26 protein-coding genes and 1 pseudogene are annotated in these 23,468 nt (G+C 65.9%); 11 read left to right on the top strand and 16 right to left on the bottom strand.

Annotated features, from left to right (window positions below; genetic code table 11):
- Positions 1-206 precede the first annotated feature (206 nt).
- Together ACIBG0_RS30180 and ACIBG0_RS30175 are read right to left on the bottom strand one after the other, a co-directional pair.
- Entirely contained in the window at positions 207-944 is a 738-nt protein-coding gene (locus ACIBG0_RS30180; protein ID WP_397037004.1) for an ESX secretion-associated protein EspG, read from the bottom strand.
- On the bottom strand, positions 944-1,108 hold the full coding sequence (locus ACIBG0_RS30175) for a hypothetical protein (protein ID WP_397037003.1): 165 nt from the start codon (positions 1,106-1,108) through the stop codon (positions 944-946). Before ACIBG0_RS30175 ends, ACIBG0_RS30180 begins: the two co-directional genes overlap by 1 nt.
- A 1,042-nt stretch (positions 1,109-2,150) precedes the next feature.
- Between ACIBG0_RS30175 and ACIBG0_RS30170 the strand changes: the two genes are divergently transcribed.
- Positions 2,151-2,369: a hypothetical protein gene (locus ACIBG0_RS30170; RefSeq protein WP_397037001.1), complete on the top strand. Its 219-nt coding sequence runs from the start codon at positions 2,151-2,153 to the stop codon at positions 2,367-2,369.
- A gap of 1,382 nt (positions 2,370-3,751) precedes the next feature.
- On the opposite strand, the gene ACIBG0_RS30165 is transcribed toward ACIBG0_RS30170, so the two are convergent.
- Positions 3,752-4,945 (bottom strand): FAD-dependent monooxygenase, encoded by a 1,194-nt coding sequence (locus tag ACIBG0_RS30165; protein ID WP_397037000.1) that lies wholly within the window; start codon positions 4,943-4,945, stop codon positions 3,752-3,754.
- A 111-nt stretch (positions 4,946-5,056) separates the two neighbouring features.
- On the opposite strand from ACIBG0_RS30165, the gene ACIBG0_RS30160 reads away from it, so the two are divergent.
- A complete protein-coding gene (locus ACIBG0_RS30160) occupies positions 5,057-5,803 on the top strand; it encodes a TetR/AcrR family transcriptional regulator (protein WP_397036998.1) in 747 nt (248 codons plus the stop codon).
- Positions 5,804-5,847: 44 nt separating this feature from the next.
- Entirely contained in the window at positions 5,848-6,267 is a 420-nt protein-coding gene (locus ACIBG0_RS30155) for a limonene-1,2-epoxide hydrolase family protein (RefSeq protein ID WP_397036996.1), read from the top strand.
- Between the two features lie 101 nt (positions 6,268-6,368).
- Here ACIBG0_RS30155 and ACIBG0_RS30150 read toward each other — a convergent pair whose 3' ends face one another.
- A complete protein-coding gene (locus ACIBG0_RS30150; RefSeq protein ID WP_364383958.1) occupies positions 6,369-6,641 on the bottom strand; it encodes a hypothetical protein in 273 nt (90 codons plus the stop codon).
- A gap of 281 nt (positions 6,642-6,922) precedes the next feature.
- On the opposite strand from ACIBG0_RS30150, the gene ACIBG0_RS30145 reads away from it, so the two are divergent.
- From ACIBG0_RS30145 to ACIBG0_RS30135, 3 genes are all read left to right on the top strand, one after another.
- Complete coding sequence (locus tag ACIBG0_RS30145; protein ID WP_397036994.1) at positions 6,923-8,317, top strand: PhoH family protein; 1,395 nt, start codon at positions 6,923-6,925, stop codon at positions 8,315-8,317.
- 193 nt (positions 8,318-8,510) lie between these two features.
- Positions 8,511-9,047 carry an LGFP repeat-containing protein gene (locus ACIBG0_RS30140; protein ID WP_397036992.1) on the top strand — a complete coding sequence of 179 codons (537 nt, stop codon included), beginning with the start codon at positions 8,511-8,513 and terminating at the stop codon, positions 9,045-9,047.
- Between the two features lie 163 nt (positions 9,048-9,210).
- Entirely contained in the window at positions 9,211-10,080 is an 870-nt protein-coding gene (locus ACIBG0_RS30135; protein WP_397036991.1) for an acyl-ACP desaturase, read from the top strand.
- Positions 10,081-10,289: 209 nt separating this feature from the next.
- On the opposite strand, the gene ACIBG0_RS30130 is transcribed toward ACIBG0_RS30135, so the two are convergent.
- The 4 genes from ACIBG0_RS30130 to ACIBG0_RS30115 form a co-directional block, all read right to left on the bottom strand.
- Positions 10,290-11,696: a class II fumarate hydratase gene (locus tag ACIBG0_RS30130; protein ID WP_397036989.1), complete on the bottom strand. Its 1,407-nt coding sequence runs from the start codon at positions 11,694-11,696 to the stop codon at positions 10,290-10,292.
- A 227-nt stretch (positions 11,697-11,923) separates the two neighbouring features.
- A complete protein-coding gene (locus ACIBG0_RS30125; RefSeq protein WP_397036988.1) occupies positions 11,924-12,127 on the bottom strand; it encodes a hypothetical protein in 204 nt (67 codons plus the stop codon).
- Positions 12,120-12,446: a hypothetical protein gene (locus tag ACIBG0_RS30120; protein WP_397036986.1), complete on the bottom strand. Its 327-nt coding sequence runs from the start codon at positions 12,444-12,446 to the stop codon at positions 12,120-12,122. The genes ACIBG0_RS30125 and ACIBG0_RS30120 overlap by 8 nt, the downstream gene beginning before the upstream one ends.
- Positions 12,443-12,637: a hypothetical protein gene (locus ACIBG0_RS30115; RefSeq protein ID WP_397036985.1), complete on the bottom strand. Its 195-nt coding sequence runs from the start codon at positions 12,635-12,637 to the stop codon at positions 12,443-12,445. Before ACIBG0_RS30115 ends, ACIBG0_RS30120 begins: the two co-directional genes overlap by 4 nt.
- A gap of 241 nt (positions 12,638-12,878) precedes the next feature.
- Between ACIBG0_RS30115 and ACIBG0_RS30110 the strand changes: the two genes are divergently transcribed.
- The 3 genes and pseudogenes from ACIBG0_RS30110 to ACIBG0_RS30100 all read left to right on the top strand — a co-directional run.
- Positions 12,879-13,778: a helix-turn-helix domain-containing protein gene (locus ACIBG0_RS30110; RefSeq protein WP_397036983.1), complete on the top strand. Its 900-nt coding sequence runs from the start codon at positions 12,879-12,881 to the stop codon at positions 13,776-13,778.
- Positions 13,768-13,974 (top strand): DUF397 domain-containing protein, encoded by a 207-nt coding sequence (locus ACIBG0_RS30105; protein ID WP_397036982.1) that lies wholly within the window; start codon positions 13,768-13,770, stop codon positions 13,972-13,974. Before ACIBG0_RS30110 ends, ACIBG0_RS30105 begins: the two co-directional genes overlap by 11 nt.
- A gap of 236 nt (positions 13,975-14,210) precedes the next feature.
- A pseudogene (locus tag ACIBG0_RS30100) lies at positions 14,211-14,528 on the top strand (DoxX family protein); the annotation flags it as partial.
- Here the strand turns inward: ACIBG0_RS30100 and ACIBG0_RS30095 are convergent.
- Both ACIBG0_RS30095 and glpX read right to left on the bottom strand, forming a co-directional pair.
- Complete coding sequence (locus ACIBG0_RS30095) at positions 14,513-15,076, bottom strand: YbhB/YbcL family Raf kinase inhibitor-like protein (RefSeq protein ID WP_397036980.1); 564 nt, start codon at positions 15,074-15,076, stop codon at positions 14,513-14,515. The pseudogene ACIBG0_RS30100 and the gene ACIBG0_RS30095 sit on opposite strands and share 16 nt — an antisense overlap.
- Positions 15,077-15,196: 120 nt before the next feature.
- A complete protein-coding gene (gene glpX, locus ACIBG0_RS30090; protein WP_397036978.1) occupies positions 15,197-16,240 on the bottom strand; it encodes a class II fructose-bisphosphatase in 1,044 nt (347 codons plus the stop codon).
- A gap of 134 nt (positions 16,241-16,374) precedes the next feature.
- Here glpX and ACIBG0_RS30085 point away from each other — a divergent pair, with 134 nt between their 5' ends.
- Positions 16,375-16,941, top strand: coding sequence for a DUF4245 domain-containing protein (locus ACIBG0_RS30085; RefSeq protein WP_397036977.1), 567 nt, complete (start codon positions 16,375-16,377; stop codon positions 16,939-16,941).
- 188 nt (positions 16,942-17,129) lie between these two features.
- On the opposite strand, the gene ACIBG0_RS30080 is transcribed toward ACIBG0_RS30085, so the two are convergent.
- Genes ACIBG0_RS30080 through ACIBG0_RS30065 form a run of 4 tightly spaced genes read right to left on the bottom strand, consistent with a single transcriptional unit; the run spans position 17,130 to position 19,664 of the window.
- Positions 17,130-17,474, bottom strand: coding sequence for a VOC family protein (locus ACIBG0_RS30080; protein ID WP_397036975.1), 345 nt, complete (start codon positions 17,472-17,474; stop codon positions 17,130-17,132).
- Positions 17,471-17,713: an exodeoxyribonuclease VII small subunit gene (locus ACIBG0_RS30075; protein WP_397036973.1), complete on the bottom strand. Its 243-nt coding sequence runs from the start codon at positions 17,711-17,713 to the stop codon at positions 17,471-17,473. Before ACIBG0_RS30075 ends, ACIBG0_RS30080 begins: the two co-directional genes overlap by 4 nt.
- A 2-nt stretch (positions 17,714-17,715) precedes the next feature.
- A complete protein-coding gene (gene xseA, locus ACIBG0_RS30070) occupies positions 17,716-19,047 on the bottom strand; it encodes an exodeoxyribonuclease VII large subunit (RefSeq protein ID WP_397036971.1) in 1,332 nt (443 codons plus the stop codon).
- Positions 19,044-19,664, bottom strand: a complete 621-nt coding sequence (locus ACIBG0_RS30065) for a lipid droplet-associated protein (RefSeq protein ID WP_397036970.1) — start codon at positions 19,662-19,664, stop codon at positions 19,044-19,046. The genes xseA and ACIBG0_RS30065 overlap by 4 nt, the downstream gene beginning before the upstream one ends.
- 218 nt (positions 19,665-19,882) lie before the next feature.
- On the opposite strand from ACIBG0_RS30065, the gene ACIBG0_RS30060 reads away from it, so the two are divergent.
- Entirely contained in the window at positions 19,883-20,893 is a 1,011-nt protein-coding gene (locus ACIBG0_RS30060) for a 4-hydroxy-3-methylbut-2-enyl diphosphate reductase (RefSeq protein ID WP_397036968.1), read from the top strand.
- Positions 20,894-20,916: 23 nt separating this feature from the next.
- Here ACIBG0_RS30060 and ACIBG0_RS30055 read toward each other — a convergent pair whose 3' ends face one another.
- Positions 20,917-21,858 (bottom strand): DUF6542 domain-containing protein, encoded by a 942-nt coding sequence (locus ACIBG0_RS30055; RefSeq protein WP_397036966.1) that lies wholly within the window; start codon positions 21,856-21,858, stop codon positions 20,917-20,919.
- A 56-nt stretch (positions 21,859-21,914) separates the two neighbouring features.
- Positions 21,915-23,072 carry a DNA recombination protein RmuC gene (locus ACIBG0_RS30050; RefSeq protein ID WP_397036964.1) on the bottom strand — a complete coding sequence of 386 codons (1,158 nt, stop codon included), beginning with the start codon at positions 23,070-23,072 and terminating at the stop codon, positions 21,915-21,917.
- Positions 23,073-23,468 lie beyond the last annotated feature (396 nt).

Genomic DNA, 23,468 nt, shown 5'->3' with positions numbered 1-23,468 from the left:
CTCGGGCTGTAGCCGGTTGTCCTGCCTCGACCTTGCTGCGCCGACCGGCCGCACCCATGGGCAGCCAAGATCGAGTCCTCGACCGCTGGATTTCCGGACTGCTTGCCTATGTCTGGAAGAAGGCCGGAGTTGCGTCCGATGTCGATCCTGCTGTCCCTCGCCGCCCGCATCCAACCGTGCCTTGATGGACCGGCGCATCGTGGGGCCTATTGGTCGACGCGGGCTTTGGCTCGGACGATCGAGTCGTCGAGGTAGCGGGTGATGTCGGCGCTGGTGGCGGGGCGGATCATGAGGGCGCGGTTGGCAGGGACTTCGCAGTAGCGGCCGGCCTTGGTGTCGATCCAGCGGAGTTTTCCGGTGCGCAAGGGTTCGGCATTGCGGGGGCCGACCAGGACGGTGACGGTGCCGCTGGAATCACATGGTTGGCGCCAGAAGCGGCGGTAGCGATCCTGGACGGCGCGGGATGGGGAGTTGCCGAATGGGTCGGGGCGGTCGTCGTTGAGATCGTCGAGGAGATAGCTCTTTTCGGCCGCGGTGCCGGGTGGCGGATCGGGGAGCAGGCGAATCAGTTCGGTGGCGAGTTGGTCGACCCGGACGCGCCGCAGCCGAACCTTGCCGCCATCCGGTGCGGGCGCTTGCAATGCGATGACGCCCGGTCCGGTGCGGGTGGCGCAGCCGATGGCGCGCAGTTCGATCGCACCGCGTGCGTTATCGATGCCGAACAGTTCGATGCGCCAGTCGGGTTTGGCGAGCACCCCGATGGCGCGCTGCAGCGACGCATTGTCCTCGCGGGCCAGCTCCGCACAGAATTGGCGCTGGTAGGCGCGATATTCGTGGAGTCGGGGAAAGCGGCTGGTGAAGCGAAACGGAAAAGGCATGCGATCCAGGCCGGTGCCGAACCAGGCCGCCGCGAATTGCTCGGCGGACAAGGTCCACTGCGTCATCATTGCGCTCCGAGTACGGGCGGCACGGTCTTCTCCACTTCGCCGATCAACTCCTCGCCGTGCTCCTCGGTGCGCAAGTACCTAGCCGACTTGTGCTCACCGTCCTCACCCCGTCTGGGCCGCGCGCCCGGCGGAAACATCCCGGAGTATCCGTCGGTACCCACCGCACCCACCCGACTCGGCGTACTGGCGCTCGGCTGAGCCGCCGTCGCTCCCGGTGTGGTTCCCAGCACCGACTTGCCAGGACTCGGAGTCTCGCTGGTGCTATGCGCGCCGCCGGGGTTGGGTGTACTGCCGGGGTTGGGTGTGTTGCCGGGGTTAGGTGCCTCGCCCGGGTTGGGTGCGCCACCGAGATTGGGTGTGCCAACGGGGTTGGGTGCGCTGCCGGGGTAGCGTGCACCGCCGAGATTTGGCTCGCTGCCAGGGTTGGGTGTGTTGCCGGGGTTAGGTGCCTCGCCCGGGTTGGGTGCGCCACCGAGATTGGGTGCGCCACCGGAGTTAGGTGTGCTGCCGAGATTGGGCCCGCCGCTGGGGTTGGGTGTGCTGCCGAGATTGGGCCCGCCGTTGGGGTTGGGTGTGCTGCCGAGATTGGGCCCGCCGCTGGGGTTGGGTGTGTTGCCGGGGTTAGGTGCCTCGCCCGGGTTGGGTGCGCCACCGAGATTGGGTGCGCCACCGAGATTGGGTGCGCCACCGAGATTGGGTGCGCCACCGAGATTGGGTGCGCCACCGGGGTTAGGTGCGCTGCCGGGGTAGCGTGCACCGCCGAGATTTGGCTCACCGCCAGGGTTGGGTGTGTTGCCGGGGTTAGGTGCCTCGCCCGGGTTGGGTGCGCCACCGAGATTGGGTGCGCCACCGGAGTTAGGTGTGCTGCCGAGATTGGGTCCGCTACCGGGGTTGGGTGTGCTGCCGAGATTGGGCCCGCCGCTGGGGTTGGGTGTGCTGCCGAGACTGGGTGCGCGGCCAGGATTAGCTGTGCCGCCGGGATTAGGTGCGTCGCCCGGGTTGGGTGTGCCGCCGAGATTGGGTCCGCTACCGGGGTTAGGTGTGCCGCCGGAGTTGGGTGTGCCGCCGAGATTGGGTCCGCTGCCGGGGTTAGGTGTGCCACCGGGGTTAGGTGTGCCGCCGGAGTTAGGTATGCCGCCGAGATTGGGTCCGCTGCCGGGGTTAGGTGTGCCACCGGGGTTAGGTGCGCCGCCGGAGTTAGGTATGCCGCCGAGATTGGGTCCGCTGCCGAGGTTGGGTGCGCCGTCGGGGCTAGGCGCACCCGCAGGACTCGGGGAAGCACTCGTCGAGATCGAGGTCCCCGGCTCGATCCCGCCGGACGTGACGGTGGTCGGTGAAATCGGCGGGCCGGACGAAGGGGCGGCCGAAGTTGTAGATGTATGCGTAGAGGAGCCGGGCATGGTCGACGAGCCATTGTTCTGAGTCAACGAAATAGTTTGCTCGGTAACAGCTCCAGTCTTGCCTGAGGCATCCACCTTGCCTGTGTCCACGCTATTTTTCGGATCCCAGATTCTGCTAGTGCGCTCTGCCTTATCGGTATTCCCGGTCCCGCTGGTGTCTTCCGACGTGCCTGTATTCCCGGTCCCGCTGGTGCCGCCCCTCGTGCCTATATCCCCAGCCTTGCCTGTGTCTCCGGCTGCGCTGGTTCCGTCTGCTTTGCCTGTGTCCCCGCCCCCGCTGCCGCCTGCCTTACTGGAATCTCCGCCCCCATTGGTTCCGCCTGCCTTACTGGAATCTCCGCCCCCATTGGTTCCGCCTGCCTTACTGGAATCTCCGCCCCCACTGGTTCCGCCTGCCTTACCGGAATCTCCGCCCCCACTGGTTCCGCCTGCCTTACCGGAATCTCCGCCCCCACTGGTCCCGCCTGCCTTACCGGAATCTCCGCCCCCACTGGTCCCGCCTGCCTTACCGGAATCTCCGCCCCCACTGGTCCCATCTGCCTTACCCGGATCCCCGCCCCCGCCGCTCTCTTCCGCCTTGCCCGTATTCCCGGCCCCGCTGGTGCCCTCCCTAGTGCCTGTATCCCCTGCCGCACCGGTGTCCTTCGATGTGCCCGTATCCCCAGCTGCGCTGGTTCCGTCTGCTTCGCCTGTATTCCCGCCCCCACCTGCCTTACCCGAACCCCCACCGCTCTCTTCCGCCTTACCCGTACTCCCAGAACCTCCACTCCCACCCCACAAAGCCCACGCCACCCCAGAAATCGGATCAACCGGCGCCGGCAACGTAGGAATCAACAGCGCCGTACTCCCATAAGGCTGGATATAAAACGTACTCATATCATCCCGAGCCTGCTCCTCCCGCGAATTCCGCAGCTCCGGCCCAGAGCTATCCACCACCGGCGGCACGGCCACCTTGAACCGTCCTGCCGCACTCGCCGCCGCCGATAGCGGTGTCGACTGCTGATCCAGCGACTCGCCCAGCTCACCGACCCGCGCGGCATACTCTCGAATGCCGCGCACCGCCCGGTCGGCCGCGGCGCCCTCCCAATGTTGGTCTACCGCTTGCTGAATCGCGGCTTCGAACTGTTGTCCGGCCTTGGTCACCGCGGCTGCGATGGCCGACCAGGCATCGATCGCACCGTCGAGTGCGGCCGGATTCATCTGGTCAGCAGCCTGTTTGATCTCCGCGTGCGAGAAGTTCTGCGCGTTCTCGGGATTGGTGATCGCGCGGCCGTCCATCTGTCCTGTCATGGCCGAGCCAGCCCCTTCCGTCAGTGCCGTCTGACCCTATAGACGCACTCGGCCCCATCCCGGTTCCATCGAAACACGGCCGATCTCGCCATGCCAGACCATCCGGTCGGCCGATCAGTGCGCATCCGCGGCGCCGACCAGCGCCGGATAGTCCTTCAGGTCGACGGTCTTGGCATTCTCGGACATCTTTTCCATCATGGCCATTCCCTTCGAACCGAGGAACCAGTTGCGGAACCTGATGCCGCGCGCGGTCTTCGGGCAGAGGAACCGACCGGCGTCGGCGGCGTCCGCGAGTTTGGTGTATTTGCGCATGATCTCGTTGTAGCGGGCATACGCGACCGTGTGGTCGCCGTCGGCCATGGCGAGCTCACCCGCGAGCACATACGCGCCGACAACTGCCGCGCCGGTGCCGAAGCCCGCCAGCGTATTTCCGTATCCGGCATCGCCGACCAGTGCGATCCGCCCGTTGGCGTAGCTCTTCATCGGCCGCACCATGGCGATGGCGTCGAGGTAGAAATCGTCGAATTCCGCCATTTCCGAAAGCATCCGCGGTACCTGCCAGCCCATTCCGGCGAAGGTTTCCCGCACGATCCGCCGCTGTGCCGCGACATCGTCACGGGCGTAGTCCAGTTCAGGTGCGACGAACATGTACAGCTGCTGCGCCTTCGGCCCGCCGGTGATGACCAACCGGCCCGGAGCGTTGTAGCCGAAGGCGGTCGCGCGCTCGGGCTTTCCTTCGGTCCTGGTGGCCCAAGGGCTCGCACCCGCGACGCAGTAGTAGTGGCCCTTGTGCTCGACGAAGTCCTTCTCCGGACCGAATGCCAATCGCCGTACCCGCGAATGGATTCCATCGGCACCGAGCACCAGATCGAAACTGCGCGGCGCGCCCTTCTCGAATTCGACCCATACTCCCGAATCGGTCTCGGTCAGCGTGCTGATCGAATCACCGAAGACGTACTCGCAGCTCTGATAGGTCTTTTCGTACATGATCCGCGCCAGATCACCGCGCAGGATCTCCACATCGCCGCCGGTGAAATCGCCGGACATGAAGGCCAGCTGCTCGCCGTTGTCGTCGACGAACACGGTGTCGGTGGTGCCGGTCCGGTGTGCGTAGACCTCTTCGAGGATGCCCATCCGTTGCAGCAGATTCCGGTGCGTTTCGCCCTTGAAGTCGACGGCCTGGCCGCCGGGTCGCAGGTGCGGCGCGCGCTCGACCACCGTAACGGCGAATCCGTAGCGGGTCAGCCAGTAGGCGAGGGCGGGGCCGGCGATGCTCGCGCCGGAGATGAGGACGGTCTTGCTGCGCATGATGTCTCCTGAGGCTTTATCTGTGTCCAGTGGAATCTGTATCCGCCGGACACGAATTAGAGTATGGTGGACACAGTTACTTGTCAACACGCGATGCGTAAGGATGTGGAAATGCCTGCACCCACCACCGTCGAACTGCTCTGGGGCACCCAGCAGCGGCCCAAGCGTGGACCCAAGCCCGCGCTGTCACTGGAGGGGATCGTCGCGGAGGCCATCGCGCTCGCCGATGCCGAAGGACTGGCGAATCTGTCCATGCAGCGGCTGGCCGAACGCCTCGGCTTCACCAAGATGTCGCTGTACCGGTATGTGCCCGGCAAGGAACAGCTCACCGCGCTGATGGTGGATGTCGCGATGGGCGATCCGCCGGATGTCGTCGCGGCGCACCAGAGTTCGAATGAGCAGTGGTGGCGGGCCGGACTGCGCCGCTGGGCCGAGACGATCTTCGAGCGTTACAGTGCGCACCCCTGGTCGATCAGTCTGACCATCGGTGTGCGCGCGATCGGCCCCAATGAAATGGGCTGGGTGAACGCCGCGCTGACCGCGCTCGACGGCACCGGGTTGACCGGGCCGGAGCGGCTGGACACCATCGTGCTGCTCAATGGACACATCCGCAGCCTCGTGCAGCAGGCGACGACTGCGGATCGACAGGAGACGGCGCAGCAGATCGCGGGCCAGTTCGCCGAGATATTGGTCGCCGCCGGTGACCGTTATCCGTTGGTCGCGGCCGCCTTCGCCGAGGAGGCCGCCGCCACCGGCGCCTCACCCGCGACCGGCGGCCCGGGCGATGCGTTGAGCTTCGGCATCGACCGAATTCTCGATGGTCTGGGTGTCCTCATCGCGGACCGTGGCCGACCCTAGCGGCATGGGCGAATGAATGCGAGGCCACCGCCTACGCTCAGTGCATGACCGACGAACTGGAACTGAAACAGGACGCGATCACCACGGTGCGGGAGTTCTTCGCCGCACTCGAGATCGGTGCTGTGGACGAGGCGCTGGACCTCCTGCACCCCGATGTCGTCTGGAAGAACACCTCACTGCCGACGGTCGGTGGCGGCCTCACACGCAAGATCCTGCGCGGACTGAACCGCGACACCATCGGCTTCGCCGCTGAAATGCATCACATCGCCGCCGACGGCGACTGTGTGCTGACCGATCGCACGGACATCCTACGCGTGGGCCCGCTTCGGATCGCGTTCTGGGTCTGCGGCACCTTCGAACTGCGCGACGGCCGAATCATCCTGTGGCACGACCACTTCTCCTGGGAGAACGTCCTGCGCGGCACTGCCGTCGGACTCATCCGCGCTGCGTTGCCCCGCGGCTGATCCATCACACTCGAGGTTTGGTAGTCGCATGGTGGCTCAGCGCCGCGACAGCCGCCATTCGATCACCGTCGGCGCTTTCGCCGAGGGCCGGGTGCGGGGAGTCAGGTGTGTTTGGCGAGGTAGTCGAGGTAGTAGGGGCGCAGGACCTCGGCGATCTTGCCGTCGCCCGCATGGATGTAGTCGTCGATCATCGGCAGCACGTATTTGATGTCGGCCTCGCTCTCACCGAGATCGCCCGCGGCTGCCTCGGCGGCCGGAATCGACTTCAGTAGCCGCCATAGATATTTGATGTCGCCGCGCCGCGCCGCGAGCCGGACCGCACGGTCGTGCAGCTCCTTGGACGACAGCTTCTCCAACTCCTCGTTACCGGCCATACCTGCGACTCTATCTCGCACACGAAGCAGGGGTTAACGACAAATTCACGGACACGCCTACCAGTGCCCGAGCGGAGACCGGGCAGTCGGCGGTAGCGTCGTTGGTGCGGGCCGCGTCGTTGTGGCTCGTACGGGAGGTCCTGAACCGTGACTGAGTTACTCAGTACGAGGGGGCCGGCACCCGGCCCTCGTGGCATCTGACGCAAGTCGGATCCCATCAGGACGGACCGGTCCAGCGAGATCGTTCGTGCGGGTGCCGCGCGAACATAAAGGAGCCCACCGTGACTGCTGCACGCTCCGTTCCCGCTCCCTCGGCGCACTCCAGCTCCGCGAAAGGCGAAGCCGCCGCGAAGGGGGCCCGCCCCTCGCATTCCCAGAATTCCGGTGTTAAATCCTTCGTCATCGACACCTCGGTTCTACTGTCGGATCCCTGGGCCTTCACCAGGTTCGGCGAAAACGATGTCGTATTACCGCTGGTCGTGATCAGCGAACTCGAAGGTAAGCGCCACCATCACGAACTGGGCTGGTTCGCGCGGGAAGCCCTGCGCAACCTCGACGATCTGCGTCTGCAGCACGGCAGGCTGGATCAGCAGGTGCCGATCGGCACCGAGGGCGGAACGCTGCAGGTGGAACTCAACCACACCGACCCCGCGGTACTCCCGGTCGGATTCCGCACCGACACCAATGACTCCCGCATTCTGGCCTGTGCGCTCAATCTAGCGGCCGAGGGCCGTCAGGTGGTGCTGGTGTCCAAGGACATTCCCTTGCGCGTCAAGGCGAGTGCGGTGGGTTTGCACGCCGACGAATACCACGCCCAGGACGTGGTGACCTCCGGCTGGTCCGGAATGGTGGAGGTGGATGTCTCCAAAACGCAGATCGATCAGCTCTACACCGAGGCCGTGATCGACCTGGACGAGGCGCGGGAATTGCCGTGCCACACCGGAATCCGGTTGCTCGGCGCGAGCTCCAGCGCCCTTGGCCGGGTCACGCCGGACAAGCGGGTGCAGTTGGTCCGTGAACGCGAGGCGTTCGGACTGCACGGCCGCTCGGCCGAACAGCGCATCGCGCTGGATCTGCTATTGGACGAGAGCGTCGGGATCATCTCGCTCGGCGGGCGGGCCGGTACCGGCAAGTCGGCGCTGGCCTTGACGGCTGGGTTGGAGGCGGTGCTCGAGCGGCGCACACAACGCAAGGTGGTGGTGTTTCGTCCGCTGTACGCGGTCGGTGGGCAGGATCTCGGCTATCTACCGGGATCGGAGAGCGAGAAGATGGGCCCGTGGGCGCAGGCCGTCTTCGACACCCTCGACGGATTGGCCAGTCGCGAGGTGATGGAGGAGGTGCTCAGCCGCGACATGTTGGAAGTCTTGCCGCTCACCCACATTCGCGGACGCTCGCTACACGATTCGTTCGTGATCGTGGACGAGGCGCAGTCGCTCGAGCGCAATGTCCTGCTGACGGTGCTCAGCCGACTAGGCACCGGATCGCGCGTGGTGCTCACCCACGATGTGGCCCAGCGCGACAATCTGCGGGTCGGTCGGCACGACGGTGTCGCCGCGGTGATCGAAAAGCTCAAGGGCCACCCGCTTTTCGCGCACATCACGCTGACCCGTAGCGAACGGTCGCCGATCGCGGCGCTGGTGACCGAGATGTTGGAGGAGTACGGCCCGAGCGCATAGCGAACGGCAGCAACTATCCAGGGTGTGTTTCCCATCACAATCGGACGGGTAATATCCGCGTGATACCTGTTCAGCGGCGGCCCGGCGAGTCTCGGAAGGATTCGCCGGGCCGTTGCCGGACTTCGGCCTAGGCTACGCGCGACGTCACCGCCTCCGCGGTGTCATCGATAGAGCCACTTTCGAGAGGATGGAAATGCACCACTTCGCTCGACGAACGGCTGGATTCACCGCGGTCACCGCGGCCACGGCACTGCTGCTGGCCACCGGCTGCAGCAAAGACGACAACAAGGACAACAACTCGGCCGCATCCATGACGACCACCTCGGCGGCCGCGCACGGCGAGGAGCACATATCCGACGCGGCGGAGGAGACCAAGATCGCCACCCAGGGCGGCGATATCACCGTCTCGGGCATCATCTTCGACAAGTACGTGCGGTCCGGCGGTCCGACCGGTCCGCTCGGCGCGCCGCTGAAGACGGAGGACGATGCCCCCAACGACGGCAAGTGGCAGGACTTCACCGGCGGCGCGATCGTCTGGAGCAATGACAACGGCGCGCACATCGTATGGGGCGAAATCCGCAAGGCGTGGGAGGACAACGGCGGCCCCGACGGCGATCTCGGCTACCCGACCAGCGACGAGAAGGACATCCCCGGCGGTAAGCAGAGCGATTTCGTCGGCGGCACCATTACCTGGGTGGACGGCAATACGACCGTCACGCCGAAGTCCTGATTCGCACCGGCGTCCGGGCGCTGACGTGCCGTTATCGGCGTGCCATTATTGGTCAGTGCTCGCGGTTCGCTCGAAAGAGCTGGTGCTTGTACGCTCGGACGCCGGTACCGATTCCCTATTCGTAGATCCCCGCATCGCGGGGCCCAGCCGCTAGGTTGTGCTAGTGCAAACTCTGTTGACCGATCGCGAACTGCTCGCGTCCCTCGCCGACGAGGTGGAGCTGAATCTGCGCCGCCACATCGCCGCCGCCGACGGCTGGCAGCCGCACGACTATGTGCCGTGGGACGACGGCCGCAATTTCGGCTTCCTCGGCGGAATCGATTGGGAGCCGGATCAATCCGAGTTGAGCGAGACCGCCAAGCTGGCGCTGACGGTCAGCGTGCTCATCGCGGACAACCTGCCCTCCTACCACCGCGAGATCGGCAAGTACCTGCGCACCGGGTCGTGGTGGCGCTGGGTCGGCCGGTGGACGGCCGAGGAGAACCGGCACGAGATCATGATCCGCAACTACCTCATGGTCACCCGGTCGGTCGACCCGGTGCAGTTGGAGCGGTTGCGCATGGACCATATGACCAAGGGCTTCCGGCGTCCCGCGCTGCACCTGCTCGATGTGCTCGCCACCTGTGCCTTCGAAGAGGCGGCCGCCGCCATCCGGCATCGCAACACCGCCGCGCTCGGGGCGAACAAGATGGTCACCGCCATCGCCGAGCGCATCGCGGCCGACGACGAGCTGCAGTCGATCTTCTTCGCCAACTTGGTCAGCGCGGCGTTCGGCGTCGCACCGGATCAGACCATGCGCGCCATCGCCGACAGCGTGACGCGTTTCCAGGTGCCGTCGGTGACGCTGTCCGATGGGCGCAGCAGCGACGATGTGCTCGCCGAGGCGGGCATCTACGACCGTGCCAAGGAGGGTGAATTGGTTTTCGGCCCGCTGCTGGAGCGGTGGCAGTTCTTCACCCGCACCGATATCGGTGAAGACGGCGAGAAGGCGCGCGCGGAACTCGCGCATCTGCGGACCGGATCGCTGGCCTGATTGTCGCGGTTACGTCCAGAAAGCGAGTCGGTCGGCGCACAGTTTCGTGCGTCGGCCGGTTTCTTTTCTCACCGTCGTCACATTTCTCGCGGCTCTCGGCATCATTCCGTGACGACCAGCTCGGGTACCTGCGCGTATGCGCTCGAGCGTCACGTCGAATCGGCGTGAAGTGTCCAACGTGACGCTCGACCGCGTTTTCTGATTCCGATCTACTTTCCGTCCTCGACCCTGGCCATCGACAGCACATCCAAGCGGCGATCGAGTTCTTCCAGGGTGAGCTTCTCGTCGAGCAGGCCGCGATCGATCACGGTCTGACGGATAGTCTTCTTTTCCTTCAGCGCCTCTTTCGCGACCGCGGCCGCCTCTTCGTAGCCGATGGCGGAATTCAGCGGCGTCACGATCGACGGTGACGATTCCGCGAGGGTGCGCAGATGATCCTCGTTGGCGATCAGTCCGCGAATGCACTTGTCGGCGAACAGTCGGGACACATTGGCCAGCAGTCGAATCGATTCGAGCAGATTGCGCGCCATCACCGGGATGTAGACGTTCAACTCGAACGCGCCGCTCGCACCGGAGAACGCGACGGCCGCGTCATTGCCGATCACCTGCGCGGCGACCTGCGTAACCGCCTCGGGCAGTACCGGATTCACCTTGCCGGGCATGATCGAACTGCCGGGCTGTAGATCCGGCAGCTGGAGTTCGCCCAGGCCGGTCAGCGGGCCCGAACCCATCCAGCGAATGTCATTGGCGATCTTGGTGAGGCTGACCGCGATGGTGCGCAGTGCGCCGGACGCCTCGACCAGACCGTCACGGGCGGCCTGCGCCTCGAAGTGATCCTGTGCCTCCGACAGTGCGTCGATATCGGTCGACACCACCAGTTCGGCAACGACTTTCGCGCCGAAGCCCGCGGGCGCGTTGAGACCGGTGCCGACCGCGGTGCCGCCGATGGGCAGCTCACCGAGCCTGGGCAGCGCCGCCATCATGCGTTCCATACTCGCCGCGACCTGACGGGTGTAGCCGCCGAACTCCTGACCGAGGGTGACCGGCACCGCGTCCATGAGGTGGGTCCGGCCGGATTTGACCACGGTGCGCCATTCGGTCGATTTGTCCAGCAGCGCCAGTCGCAGATGGTCCAGCGCCGGGATCAGATCCTTGATCGCGGCCTCGGTGGCGGCGAGATGGGTCGCGGTCGGGAAGGTGTCGTTCGACGACTGCGACATGTTGACATCGTCGTTCGGATGCACGGTCACGCCGTTGGCCTTCGCGATCGAGGCGATCACCTCGTTGGCGTTCATATTCGAACTGGTGCCCGAGCCGGTCTGGAAGACATCGATCGGGAACTGGTCGTCGTGCAGACCCTCGGCGATCTCATTGGCCGCAGCGATAATGGCATCCGCCTTCGCTGGATCGAGCAGCCCCAGATCCTTGTTCACCTTGGCACACGCGGCCTTGAGCAGGCCCAGCGCCCGGATCTGCCCCCGCTCCAACCCGCGCCCGCTGATCGGAAAGTTCTCCACGGCCCGCTGCGTCTGTGCCCGCCACAACGCGTCCACGGGAACCCGAACTTCCCCCATGGTGTCGTGCTCGATCCGGTACTGCATCTCCTCGGTCGTCATAATTCCGACCCTATGCCGCGGACGCACGCCATGGGGCTGCCACGCCTGAGGCGATTCGCACACCCGTCGCCGGAATACCGCAGACCCGCACACCTGCCGGGTTTCCCGCATTCCTTCGTGTTCGGGGCACGGCGTTTCGTGCGGTGCGTCGGTGTGCGAGCTGGGCGAAAGGTATGTGAGGCCATATACGGACCGTGCGGGCGCGGCGTCGGTAGAACGCAAAGTGGTCACTCACCGGTACCCGGGTTGTCGTACTCGGTGGGCCAGCCGTCTTCGCCCACCTCACACTCGGAACCGTCCGCGCGCTGACACAGCGGGCGGGTATCCACCGGTGCGAGTTCGAGTTTGTGCTGGGTATCTTGATGGAACGCGGTGAGCAGTGCGCGCACGGTAGGGTCGATGTCCTTGCGTTGGGGCGGGGTCTCAGTCATTTGTGCTGTGCCCCGATTGGTTTGGGCAGTCGATTCCGCACAACAGAGCGGCCCAGTAGTCATCGCGCAATGCGTCCCAGAGGTCGTCGTGAGTGGGAAGCAGCTCGCGTGCGTCGGCGAGGTCGGAGTAGGCGTCGAATACGATCGTTCCCGGCTGCGCGTCCGGAAGCAGCGTGCGCGAGGGCATCCGATGTGCGGTGAACGATTCGTGCGGGAACTGCACGCGCAGGATGCGAGCGGAACTGTGGACCAGCTGCCAGACCGCGACCTTGCGGCCGTCTCGGGTTCGCGTGGTGCGCAACGCGTCTCGGCGCATCACGCGACCTCTCCGTTGGCGCGCCCGATGCCGGGGGACTCGACACCCCGGCACCGGGACGACTCGGTGGGCGTGATCTGCGCCCATTCGCGGACGGCATCGGCGAACAGTTCGACCACATCGGCCGGTGCACCGCTGTAGGTGGTTGGCGGCCCGACGAACGGGTCACGCTGTGGCAGCTCTCGGCTCGGCATCTGCCGACCTCCCGGATCATCGACGGTTGTAGGTGCGCCCGGTGCCCCGAAACAACTCCTGACGAGGGAAGAGAGTTCTCACCGGGCGCGTATACAGCACACCACCGGATGCGCGCCCACACCGGGCAGAACCGAATGTTCGGATCAATCAGTTGAAAGCCCATGGATGCGGTGCGGACTTGCGGTACAACGATGTTCGAAAATCGAGCGCAAGTACGTTCACTTTTGAGGGGCGGACCGGATGCCTGGGGACGAATCACCGACACTGCTGCGTCGACAGCTGGGTCGTTTTCTACGCGAGAAGCGCGAGGGGCAAGGCTTGGCGATTCAGGACGCCGCTAGAGCGGTTCAACTGAGCTACAACGGTTTACAACGGTTGGAAACTGGGCGCACCGTCAACCCACGGCGACAGGATGTGCGCGAGCTGTGTTCGCTGTACGAGGTGGATGGCGACGAGACGAAGCAAGCCGTAGACCTCGCCTCGCGTGCTGCCGCGGCCAAGGATGAGGACGGGGTCACCTCGCTCGGCGGATTGTTCTCCGACGCATTCAACATGTACGTCGGTATGGAGCGGTCGGCGCGCAGGCTGACGTCGTATCAAGTGCAGGTGCCCGGTCTTCTTCAAACTGCCGACTACGCCCGTGCATTGATCGGTGCGTTCCTCCACGACGGGACCCGCGATGAGGTCGAGCATCGGGTAGAGGTGCGCCTGCGCCGCCAGGTGGTTGTCACCCGGAAAGCCACCCCGCTTGCGCTGGAAATACTGCTCGACGAATCCGCCTTGCACCGGATCGTCGGAGGTCCACGGGTGATGGCGGCGCAACTGCGGCAGCTTGCCGAGGTCAGCAAGCTCGATAACGTCAGCCTCCGAATACATCCCTACGCAGCGGGATTCACGCGTGGCATTCTGCACAGCTCGTTCGTGATCCTCGACTTCGGCACCGATAGTAAGGGCCAGCCGATCGAGCCGCCCGTGGTCTACCTCGACGGTGGTATGAGTAGCGACCTGTACCTCGAGAAGCCTGAGCTGGTGCAGCGATACACTGAAATGGCTGACACTATCCGACGGGTAGCGCTCGATGAGAAGAACACGCGAGACCTGCTCCGACAGGTAGCGAAGGAGAAGTACGGTGACCGTTGACCTGTCCGGGGCACGCTGGTTCAAGAGCAGCTACAGCGAGTCCAATGGTCAGTGTGTGGAGGTCGCGTTCCTTGATGGAGGCTTGGTCGGGGTGCGTGACTCGAAGAATCCGACCGGCCCCGCCCTGGCCTTCACCCCCGCCGAGTGGTCCGCATTCACCGCTGGCCTAAACGCCGGCGAATTCAACCACCCCTAACTCACACCCGCCACCCACACCCACCCCACCCACACGCCAGCGATCAAGATCAGGTGGAACTGGCGGCGGCATCGGCCGAGAAGCCCCGCCATCAGTGCCACCTGATCTTGATTCGTGGGTGTTGGCGGGGGGCGTCGTGAGTGTGTTCATTGGATCGGCGACTTGGGTGGGGCGCTGCCGGGGGTCGCTCGGGTGATCGGGTGGTCGCGGCGGAACTTTGAGTCGGCGGCGTCTGGGATATCGCGCGCATCCAGTTCATTCGCGACGTTGTCGTGGACCTTGGCTATCCCACGTATTTCCTTCTCCTACTGGGTATTCGGAAGATATTGGGCGCGGCGGCACTGCTCGCGCCGCGCATGGGCCTCTGCAAGGGGTGGGCGTACGCGGGGGTGTTCTTCGTATACACCGGGGCCATCGCTTCCCACTTGACGACTGGTTACGAGCGAGGCGAGGTAATCGCGTTGCTCGGATTGACCACGTTGACGATCGCCTCCTGGACGCTGCGACCTCGGGACCGCCGCGTAGACAAACCACTCGTTCACGGCCGTTCGTAGAATCCATCGATCCGGCCACGGGCGACGGCCTGTGCGGCGGAGAAGACCTCGCGTGGTTTCGCCTTCGCCGCGGGCTTGCCACCGACTGTGGTGATCGGCTCGGTCAGGGCGAAGAGTTGGAAGGCGTAGCGGTGCGGTCCGTGGCCCTTGATCGGGGCCGGACCACGGTAGCCGTGGCCGAAGCCGGAGCGCAGGATGCTGACGCCCGGTGCGGGATCATCGGCGCGCAGCGCGTCCCGGGGCAGTTCAGTGAGCGTCGGTTCCAACAGGGCTACGCAATGCACGAATGGCAATCCTGTTGGTGCGTCCGGATCTTCGACGACCAGCAGCAGTTGGGCCGCACCGTCGGGTGCGGTCCACGCCAGCGCGGGGGATACGTCTCGGCCGCCGATCCGCTTGGACGCGTGCACCTCGGGTAGTGGCGACTCATGGGTGAAATCCGGGCTGTTGACCTCGAAGGTCGCCTCCGCCGCGAGGTTCGGCAGATGCCAGGCGAGACCATGGTCTCCGGCGCGCCGATTCTTCAACAGTTTCCCGAGGATCGCCATCGGAACTCCTTGGTCTGTAGGGGATTCCGGAGCTTACCGGTGTCATCACTGATCGCGCACAGCGCGGAAAATGCGTCGAGCCCGATCCGAAACGGACCGGGCTCGATGCCGACGAGAAGATCAGGGCAGCGGCGGCACCGCATCCTCGTCGCCGACGAAATCGACCGAGGAGTATTCGCGCAGCTTGGTGAGCCGGTGGTAGGCATCGATCATGCGGACGGTGCCGGACTTGGAGCGCATGACAATGGACTCGGTAGAGGCGCCGCCGGGGAAGTAGCGGACGCCGCGCAGCAGGTCGCCATCGGTGACGCCGGTGGCGCAGAAGAAGACATTGTCGCCCGCGACCAGGTCGTTGGTGGTGAGGATGCGGCCGAGGTCGTGGCCCGCGTCGATGGCCTTCTGGCGTTCCTCGTCGTCCTTCGGGGCGAGCATGCCCTGGAGTTCGCCGCCCATACAGCGCATGGCGGCGGCGGCGATGATGCCCTCGGGCGTGCCGCCGATGCCGACCAGGATATCGGTGCCGGAGTCGGGGCGGGCGCAGGCGATCGCACCAGCGACGTCACCATCGGAGATCAGGCGGATGCGGGCGCCCGCGTCGCGGACCTGCTGGATCAGTTCGGCGTGGCGCGGCCGGTCCAGGATGCAGACGGTGAGATCGGACTTCGACAGACTCTTAGCCTTGGCCACCCGGCTGATGTTCTCGCCGATCGGGGCGGAGATATCGATCACGCCCGCCGCATCGGGGCCGACCGCGATCTTGTGCATGTAGAACACCGCCGACGGGTCGAACATCGCGCCGCGCTCGGCGACCGCGAGCACCGCGATGGCGCCCGGCGAACCCTTCGACATCAGGGTGGTGCCGTCGATCGGGTCGACCGCGAAGTCGACCTCGGGACCGGTACCGTCGCCGACCAGCTCACCGTTGTAGAGCATGGGCGCTTCATCCTTCTCGCCCTCACCGATGACCACGATGCCGCGCATGGAAACGGAGCTGACCAGCTGCCGCATGGCGTCGACGGCCGCACCGTCGCCACCTTCCTTATCACCACGGCCGACCCAGCGGCCCGCGGCCATCGCACCGGCCTCGGTGACCCGGACCAGTTCGAGCGCGAGGTTGCGGTCCGGTGCCTCGCGGCGGCTGGGTGCGGGCGAAGATGCCGTCATTACGGTGTGCCTCCTACGGTCGTTGCTACCGCTGATTCTCTCAGAAGCGTGACCGTTCCCGATCAGGTACTACCGTTCCAGATCTCGGACCACCTGTGGACGAGCGTGCCGAACTGGGCGTGGATACTGGGAGCGTGTCGTACCAAAAGCCCCGCATTCTGAACGACTACCGGGATCTGTTCTGGTCACTGATCCCGTTGGTGCTGATCGCCGTGGTCTTCGCCGGGCTCGCCAGCCAGTGCAGTTTCGCTGCGAAGGGGCCGACCGAGGGCCAGATTCCGCACTTCGATGTGACGGCCGCACTCGCCAACGACGCGAAGACGATGCCCTTCCCGATCCGCAATCCGAGCCTGCCCGAACACTGGACGCCGAACTCCGGTAGCCGCGACACCATCACAAGCTCCGGCGGCGGACCGGTCAGCACTGTCGGTTACATCACACCGCAGGGCACCTATATGCGGATGAGCCAGAGCAGCGCGACCGAAGAGGCGCTGTCGCGCTTCGTACTCGGTTCCCGCTACGGCACCGGCACCGAGCAGGTCGGCGACCAGAAGTGGGTCGTCTACGCCGAGCAGGGTTCGGAGACCGCATGGATCGCCGACTTCGGCAAGTCCCGTGTGCTGATCACCGGCGCGGGCAACCACGCCGCCTTCACCACGTTGGCTGCGGCTATAGATGCAGCTCAGCCGCTACAGCGCTAGCCGCTCACCCAATTCGCAGGGCAAGGGCCTCGTCCGGCCCCGGGCAGGCTCCGGACTCTGGCGCCGTGCACAATTTCGCAGGGCCGAAGCCAGCGCCGGGGGTGAATCGGTGGGCGGGACCAGCCGGGGTGCGCATCATCGGACACAGGGGCGCGCTGCGCAACGGATTCGCCGATTCGAATCGCGCGTCAGCGGTGGCTGACCACGTTGACGATCGTGCCGCTGGGGTCGCGGACGAAGAATCGGCGCACGCCCCACTGCTCGTCACGCAACGGATAGATGATGTCCGCGCCCGAGGCGACCAACTCGGCGTGCACGGCGTCTACATTCTCGACCTCGACGCTCATATCCGGTTGCTGCTGCTCGGCTTCCGGGCCGACCAGCAGGACCTGGGCGGTCGGGTTGGTCGGCGATGCCATCGTCACCACCCAGCCGAGGTCCATGGCCTCTTCGAAGCCGAGCCGCCGGTAGAACTCGCGGCTGGCCGCCATGTCCTTGGTGCGGATATCGGGGGTCGCGCGGCGGATGGTCATTCATCGCTTTCGAGGTCGGTGCGCGAGAGCGCGTTCTCGACCCGCTGACGCGCACCTGCCAAATGTTGCTCGCAGCGGGCGGCCAGGGCTTCGCCGCGCTCCCACAGCGTGAGGGATTCGTCTAGGTCGAGGCCGCCCTGTTCGAGCATTTTGACGACGTTGACCAGTTCGTCGCGGGCGCGTTCGTAGCCGAAGGTGGAGATCTCGGCCAACTCGTCGTCCTTGCCGGGGTCGGCCAAGGTCAGTTCCTCCCTGTGTCGGTCTTGCCCGAGGGTTGGGTACCCAACGCCTGGGTGCCCAGCGCGGCGGCGGAAATGGCGCCGTCGGCGACCCGGATCCGCAGCTGACTGCCCGCGGGCGCGTCCTCGATCGAGCGGACCACATGCCGCTCCTTACCGCTGACGCGCTGCACGACAGCGTAGCCACGGGCCAGCGTCGCGGCCGGGCCCACCGCGGTGAGTTTTTCGCGCAGGTGGCGGGTTGCGGTGGTTTCGGTACTGATCAGATGTTCGGCGGTGCGGCGGGCGGCGGTGCGCAGGCGTTCGATTTCGTCGTAGCGGCGGTCGAGTTCGCGCAATGGATCGGCCAGCACCGGTCGCGAACGCAGCTGGGCCAATGCCCTGGTCTCCCGGTCGACCCAGCCGCGTAGTGCGGCGGCGGCGCGGGCGCGCATATCGTGGACCCCGGCCAGTTCGGCGGCCGCATCGGGCACGATGCGCTTCGCGGCATCGGTGGGTGTGGCGGCGCGCAGGTCGGCGACCAGATCGCACAGCGGATTATCGGGTTCGTGTCCGATCGCGCTGACGACCGGTGTGGTCGCGGCGACGATCGCGCGGCACAGCGTCTCATCCGAGAAGGGCAGCAGATCTTCGACGCTGCCACCGCCGCGGGCCAGCACGATGACCTCGACGGCCGGATCGCGATCGAGTCCGGTCAGCGCCTGCACCATCTGCGCCACCGCGGTCGGACCCTGCACCGCGGTATTGCGGATTTCGAAACGCACTGCGGGCCAACGGTTTCGGGCAACGGTCAGCACATCGCGTTCGGCGGCGCTGGCGCGGCCGGTGATCAGGCCGATTGTCTTGGGCAGGAACGGGATCGACCGCTTCAGCCGGGGATCGAAGAGTCCCTCCGCGGCGAGCAATGCCTTCAACCGTTCGATGCGGGCCAGCAGTTCGCCGATGCCGACCGGGCGAATCTCCATCGCGCGCAAGGAAATCGTGCCGCGGCCGGTGAAGAACGCCAGCTTGCCGTAGACCACAACCCGGCTGCCCTCTTGCAGCGGTACGGCGGAGCGGCGGATGAGATCCGGATGACAGGTCATCGACAGCGACATATCGGCGGCGGTATCGCGCAACACCAGGAATGCGGTGCTGGTGCCGGGACGCAGATTGAGCTGGGTGATCTGCCCCTCCACCCAGATGCTGCCCAGCCGATCGATCCACTGCGCGACTTTGATGGCGACCGAACGCACCGGCCACGGGTGTTCGGCGGAGTTGGCCGGAGCCGCTCGGTCGGGTTGGCCGGCGGATTCCCGGCCAACCGTCGACGAAGACGCGGCGGGTTCCGTCACTGGGCCCGCACGGTGGCGATCCGGTTCGTCAGCATGGTCACGAACGGCGCTCTGGCACGCGTCTGCTGTTCGTATTCGAGCAGCGCGTTCAGATCCTCGACGGTCAGCATGCGCAGGCGGGCGCGCAGCTGGGCCAGGGTCATATTGGCGTAGTCGTAGCGGATGGCCACCTCGGGCTCGACGATCTCGGGCTCGGGCTGTTGTTCGGGCGCTTCGGAAACCTCGGTTTCCGGCACGGCGATGGGCTGCGCCGGTGCGGCGTGACCGTTGGTCTCACCGGCGCGAGCGGCGTCGGCGGCGAAGTCGGTCGGTTCATCCTCGGCGTACAGGTCGAAACGGCTGGTGTGGGCGGGAGTGGTGAACTCCGGCTCGGTGTCCTCGTCGAAAGTGGCCCAGTCGGGCTGCTCGACCGGGGTGTTCGTGAGACGGTCGAATACGCCGTCGCCCTTGAGCGCGAGGCTGGTCACGAACTGCTGGACGTGCATGGTGGTCTGCAGCACCTGGCTGATCGCAGTGATCGGGAAATTCATTGCGGCAGTTGGTAGCCGTCGGGTTTCTTCGATGGCGTATACGGCGGCGCCGGCGGCGACCCGGGCCAGGAACGGTGGTCGAAACATGCTCCTAGCCTGCCCGATACGGGATGCTATGCAAAGCACTGGTGTCACAGACACGGAATCTAATTCGCGCGCGGCGCACTGCGTGCTGTCTGCCCCGGCCTGACCGCGCGCGCCGGGGGTTCTGCATCATCCGTCCATTTTTTCGCACGGTGCGAGTGTGTCGAGAACAACCTGACCGGCCACCTACTATCCCTCGGGCCGCACGTAAGCTGAGGGGCATGTCTTCGGCCATCCCTTTGAACGTCGGAATCGCCAGCTCGGCCGGTTCCGGATCCGCCGATGCCGACGGTGGTAAGCGCGTGCTGCTAGCCGAACCGCGCGGCTACTGCGCGGGTGTGGACCGTGCGGTCGAGACGGTGGAGAAGGCGCTCGAGAAGCACGGCGCGCCGATCTACGTGCGCAAGGAGATCGTGCACAACCGCCACGTGGTGGAGACACTGCGTGAGCAGGGTGTGGTCTTCGTCGATGAGACCGACCAGGTGCCCGAGGGGGCACTGGTCGTGTTCTCCGCACACGGTGTCTCACCCGCGGTGCACGAGTCGGCGGCCGCCCGTAACCTGCGCACGATCGACGCGACCTGCCCGCTGGTGACCAAGGTGCATCAGGAAGCCAAGCGCTTCGCCCGCGACGACTACGACATTCTGCTGATCGGTCACGAAGGGCACGAGGAGGTCGAGGGCACCGCGGGGGAGGCCCCCGAGCACGTGCAGCTCGTCGACGGTCCGGATGCGGTCGATCAGGTCACCGTGCGCGACGAGTCCAAGGTGATTTGGCTCTCCCAGACCACGCTCAGCGTCGACGAGACCATGGAGACGGTGCAGCGGCTGCGGCAGCGTTTCCCTGGACTTCAGGATCCACCGAGCGACGATATCTGCTACGCCACCCAGAACCGTCAGGTCGCGGTCAAGGCGATGGCGCCGGAATGCGATCTGGTGATCGTGGTCGGCTCGCGCAACTCGTCGAACTCGGTGCGCCTGGTCGAGGTCGCGCTCAACGCGGGCGCGAAGGCCGCGTACCTGGTGGACTATGCCCGCGAGGTCGACCCGGCATGGCTGACAGGTGTGCGCACGGTCGGTATCACCTCCGGTGCGTCCGTGCCCGAGATTCTGGTGCGCGGTGTGCTGGATATGTTGGCAGAGCACGGTTTCGGTGAAGTGCAGCCGGTGACCACGGCCAACGAGACGTTGGTGTTCGCACTGCCGAGGGAGTTGCGGACGTCGCGTCGCTGAGCTGCGCTGAGGATGGCGTCCGGCTAGAGATTTTCCGGACGACGGCGCTCGGTGCGGCTGGAATCACGTTCGCGGTAGCGGACATTGGGCTGCGGATGTGGCGGTGGGGCGTCGCCGCGCCGCCTGCCTGCTGCCGCCCGGTTCGCATCGGCCTCGGCCCGAGGGGCTGCCGCTGCCGGTCGTGCGGCTCGGGTGGGTTCGGCCTCGCCTCGGGCCGCTGCCGTGGCTGGGCGGGCGGCGCGGGTGCTCGATCGGCGCTCGCGGCGTTCGTCGCCCCGGGCGCTCTTTGCGGCGCTGCCGACGCGCGGCGGGGTGTCTGCCACTTCCGAACTTCCGCGCCGACTCGGGCGCGGTAGATGCAGATCGGTATCGAGGTCGGAGGTATCGACCTGGGCGCGGCGGGTGCGGCGGCGCGCGGCATCGGCGAGCGCACCGGCGCCGGTGCGCTCGGACCTGGGGCGTTTGGTTGCATTGCTGCGCCCCCAGCTGGTGCCGCGACGGGATTCGTCGGCACGTCCCGCGGCTTCTTCGCGCCTGTGTAGCAGGATCCGCCCGGCGGCGATAGCCAGCACCAGCACGGTCGCCAGCGCCATGATCGGGAAGCGATTCACCAGCGGGATCGCCAGATTCAGCAGAATGTCCTTGAGGCCGGTCGAGGCATGACCGAGCAGCTGCTGATAAGCCAGCGGCACCGTGACGAATAGCAACAGCGGTGGTAGCACCATCGTCGTGAAGAGTCCGCGAAAGCGAACGGCGAGCACAGCCGCGACACAGCCCAGGACGTACAACGTGTTGAACGTCCCGGTCAGCTCGTCATTCTCGCCGTGGGCATCGATCAGGAACCCCAAAAACGTGCACGCCACCGCGATCAGAACCGCCGCCCCGGCCGGAATACCCGGCACCGAGGGCAGGATCGAACGATGCGGCGCGGGCACCCGGGTTCGCACACGTTGGGAAGCAGCCACACCATGACACTAACCGCCGCCGCGCTCGGCGGTGTTACGGCACGGCCGTCGCAGGGCTAATCGCCGGCGTCGGCGAAGCCGACCGCTCGCGGCAATGAATCGACCCGATGGATTGCGGGCACTTCCTGTTCGGCTATTTCAAGATCGTGCAGTTTGCGCGCGGTGACCATCACCCGCGACTCCACCGAGGCGACCGTGTAGTTGAAAGCGTCTACGGCCTTACCGAGTTGCGCGCCGAGGCGGTCCAGATGTCGTCCGGTCATGCCGAGCCGGTTGTAGAGCTCGCGACCCAATTGCTGAACAGTTGCCATATCGCGGGACAGTGCCTCCTGCCGCCAGCCGAAGGCGACCGTGCGCAGCAACGCGATCAAAGTTGTCGGAGTAGCGAGGATCACGTTGCGGCCGAATGCGTACTCGAGCAGGCCGGAATCGGTGGTCAGCGCGGCATCGAGGAACGGATCGCCGGGGACGAACAGCACCACGAACTCCGGCGCCGGATCGAAGGCCAGCCAATAGCCCTTATCGGCCAGCTGATCGATATGGGCACGCAGATGTTTGGCGTGGCGGCCGAGCAGTTCGGCGCGCTCGTCCGGGTCATCGGCCATGGTGGCATCGAGATAGGCGGTGAACGGCACCTTCGCGTCCACCACGATCTGCCTGCCGCCCGCGAGATCGACCACGAGGTCCGGGCGCACCATGCCGGTGCGTTCGGTCGTGCCGTCGCTGCGCGCGGCCCGGCTCACCTGGGTGTCGAAATCGCAGTGCCGGGTCATACCCGCCAGCTCCACCACCCGCTCCAGCTGGATCTCACCCCAGCGCCCACGCACCTGCGGTGCGCGCAGCGCGGCCACCAGCTGACTGGTCTGGCTGGTGAGCTGATGTGATGTGCGCTGCATTCCCGCGACCTGTTCGCGCAGGCTCGAATAGGCATTGATGCGATGATGTTCGACCTGCTGGATGTGCTGGTTCAGCGCACCGACGGCCTCCCGCAGCGGATCGACCATCGCGCCGATGGCATGCGAATGTCGGCGCGCCGCATCCTCATTCGCCGCGGTGAGCGATTGCCGCAGTAGCCGCTCGTTATCGGTGGCGGCTGCCAGTCTCGCCTCCGCGGCCGTCGCCCGCTGCCCGGCGCGCGCGGCATGCCCGAGCCAGCCGAGCCCTACCCCGGCGGCGAACACCAGCATCAGTGCGACGAGCATCGGCGCGGTCATAGCGCAGATAGTGCCGCATGGCACCGACAAGTTCGAAACCCATGAGCAATTGGGCAGCAGTGCGTCGATAAATGAGTTGGGAGCCGCGGATTCGTACCGGCTATCCGATCGCCGAGCGGCCTGCAGCAAACGATGAGATCGGGTCGAGCATCCTGACATCACTGACCGCCACGGAGTTGTGTTTTGTGAGCGAGGTGTTCGTGGCTGGTCTCGTGGTGGAGCCGTCGTAGCGCATACGCCCGCAGGCGCGGGACTTGATCTTCGGGGACGCGTGCGTCAGGTGCTGAACGTCCCGCCATCACCAACCACCACGGAGCGAGTCTTACGAGCGACCGTTCGCGGCCCGTCTCGCGTCCGAGCCGTCGAAGCGCATGCGCCGCAGGCGCGAGTCTCGAC

Source organism: Nocardia sp. NPDC050630 (genome assembly GCF_044457245.1).
Taxonomy (GTDB): domain Bacteria; phylum Actinomycetota; class Actinomycetes; order Mycobacteriales; family Mycobacteriaceae; genus Nocardia.
Note: the sequence above shows the minus strand (reverse complement) of the source record. Positions and strands in the feature narration are given on the sequence as shown.

Bases quoted from the DNA above. Each gene is read 5' to 3' on its own strand.
- ACIBG0_RS30180 (WP_397037004.1), bottom strand. From the start codon at position 944: ATGACGCAGTGGACCTTGTCCGCCGAGCAATTCGCGGCGGCCTGGTTC.
- ACIBG0_RS30170 (WP_397037001.1), top strand. From the start codon at position 2,151: ATGCCGCCGAGATTGGGTCCGCTGCCGAGGTTGGGTGCGCCGTCGGGG.
- ACIBG0_RS30165 (WP_397037000.1), bottom strand. From the start codon at position 4,945: ATGCGCAGCAAGACCGTCCTCATCTCCGGCGCGAGCATCGCCGGCCCC.
- ACIBG0_RS30160 (WP_397036998.1), top strand. From the start codon at position 5,057: ATGCCTGCACCCACCACCGTCGAACTGCTCTGGGGCACCCAGCAGCGG.
- ACIBG0_RS30155 (WP_397036996.1), top strand. From the start codon at position 5,848: ATGACCGACGAACTGGAACTGAAACAGGACGCGATCACCACGGTGCGG.
- ACIBG0_RS30150 (WP_364383958.1), bottom strand. From the start codon at position 6,641: ATGGCCGGTAACGAGGAGTTGGAGAAGCTGTCGTCCAAGGAGCTGCAC.
- ACIBG0_RS30140 (WP_397036992.1), top strand. From the start codon at position 8,511: ATGCACCACTTCGCTCGACGAACGGCTGGATTCACCGCGGTCACCGCG.
- ACIBG0_RS30130 (WP_397036989.1), bottom strand. From the start codon at position 11,696: ATGACGACCGAGGAGATGCAGTACCGGATCGAGCACGACACCATGGGG.
- ACIBG0_RS30125 (WP_397036988.1), bottom strand. From the start codon at position 12,127: ATGACTGAGACCCCGCCCCAACGCAAGGACATCGACCCTACCGTGCGC.
- ACIBG0_RS30115 (WP_397036985.1), bottom strand. From the start codon at position 12,637: ATGCCGAGCCGAGAGCTGCCACAGCGTGACCCGTTCGTCGGGCCGCCA.
- ACIBG0_RS30110 (WP_397036983.1), top strand. From the start codon at position 12,879: ATGCCTGGGGACGAATCACCGACACTGCTGCGTCGACAGCTGGGTCGT.
- ACIBG0_RS30095 (WP_397036980.1), bottom strand. From the start codon at position 15,076: ATGGCGATCCTCGGGAAACTGTTGAAGAATCGGCGCGCCGGAGACCAT.
- glpX (WP_397036978.1), bottom strand. From the start codon at position 16,240: ATGACGGCATCTTCGCCCGCACCCAGCCGCCGCGAGGCACCGGACCGC.
- ACIBG0_RS30080 (WP_397036975.1), bottom strand. From the start codon at position 17,474: ATGACCATCCGCCGCGCGACCCCCGATATCCGCACCAAGGACATGGCG.
- ACIBG0_RS30065 (WP_397036970.1), bottom strand. From the start codon at position 19,664: ATGTTTCGACCACCGTTCCTGGCCCGGGTCGCCGCCGGCGCCGCCGTA.
- ACIBG0_RS30060 (WP_397036968.1), top strand. From the start codon at position 19,883: ATGTCTTCGGCCATCCCTTTGAACGTCGGAATCGCCAGCTCGGCCGGT.
- ACIBG0_RS30050 (WP_397036964.1), bottom strand. From the start codon at position 23,072: ATGACCGCGCCGATGCTCGTCGCACTGATGCTGGTGTTCGCCGCCGGG.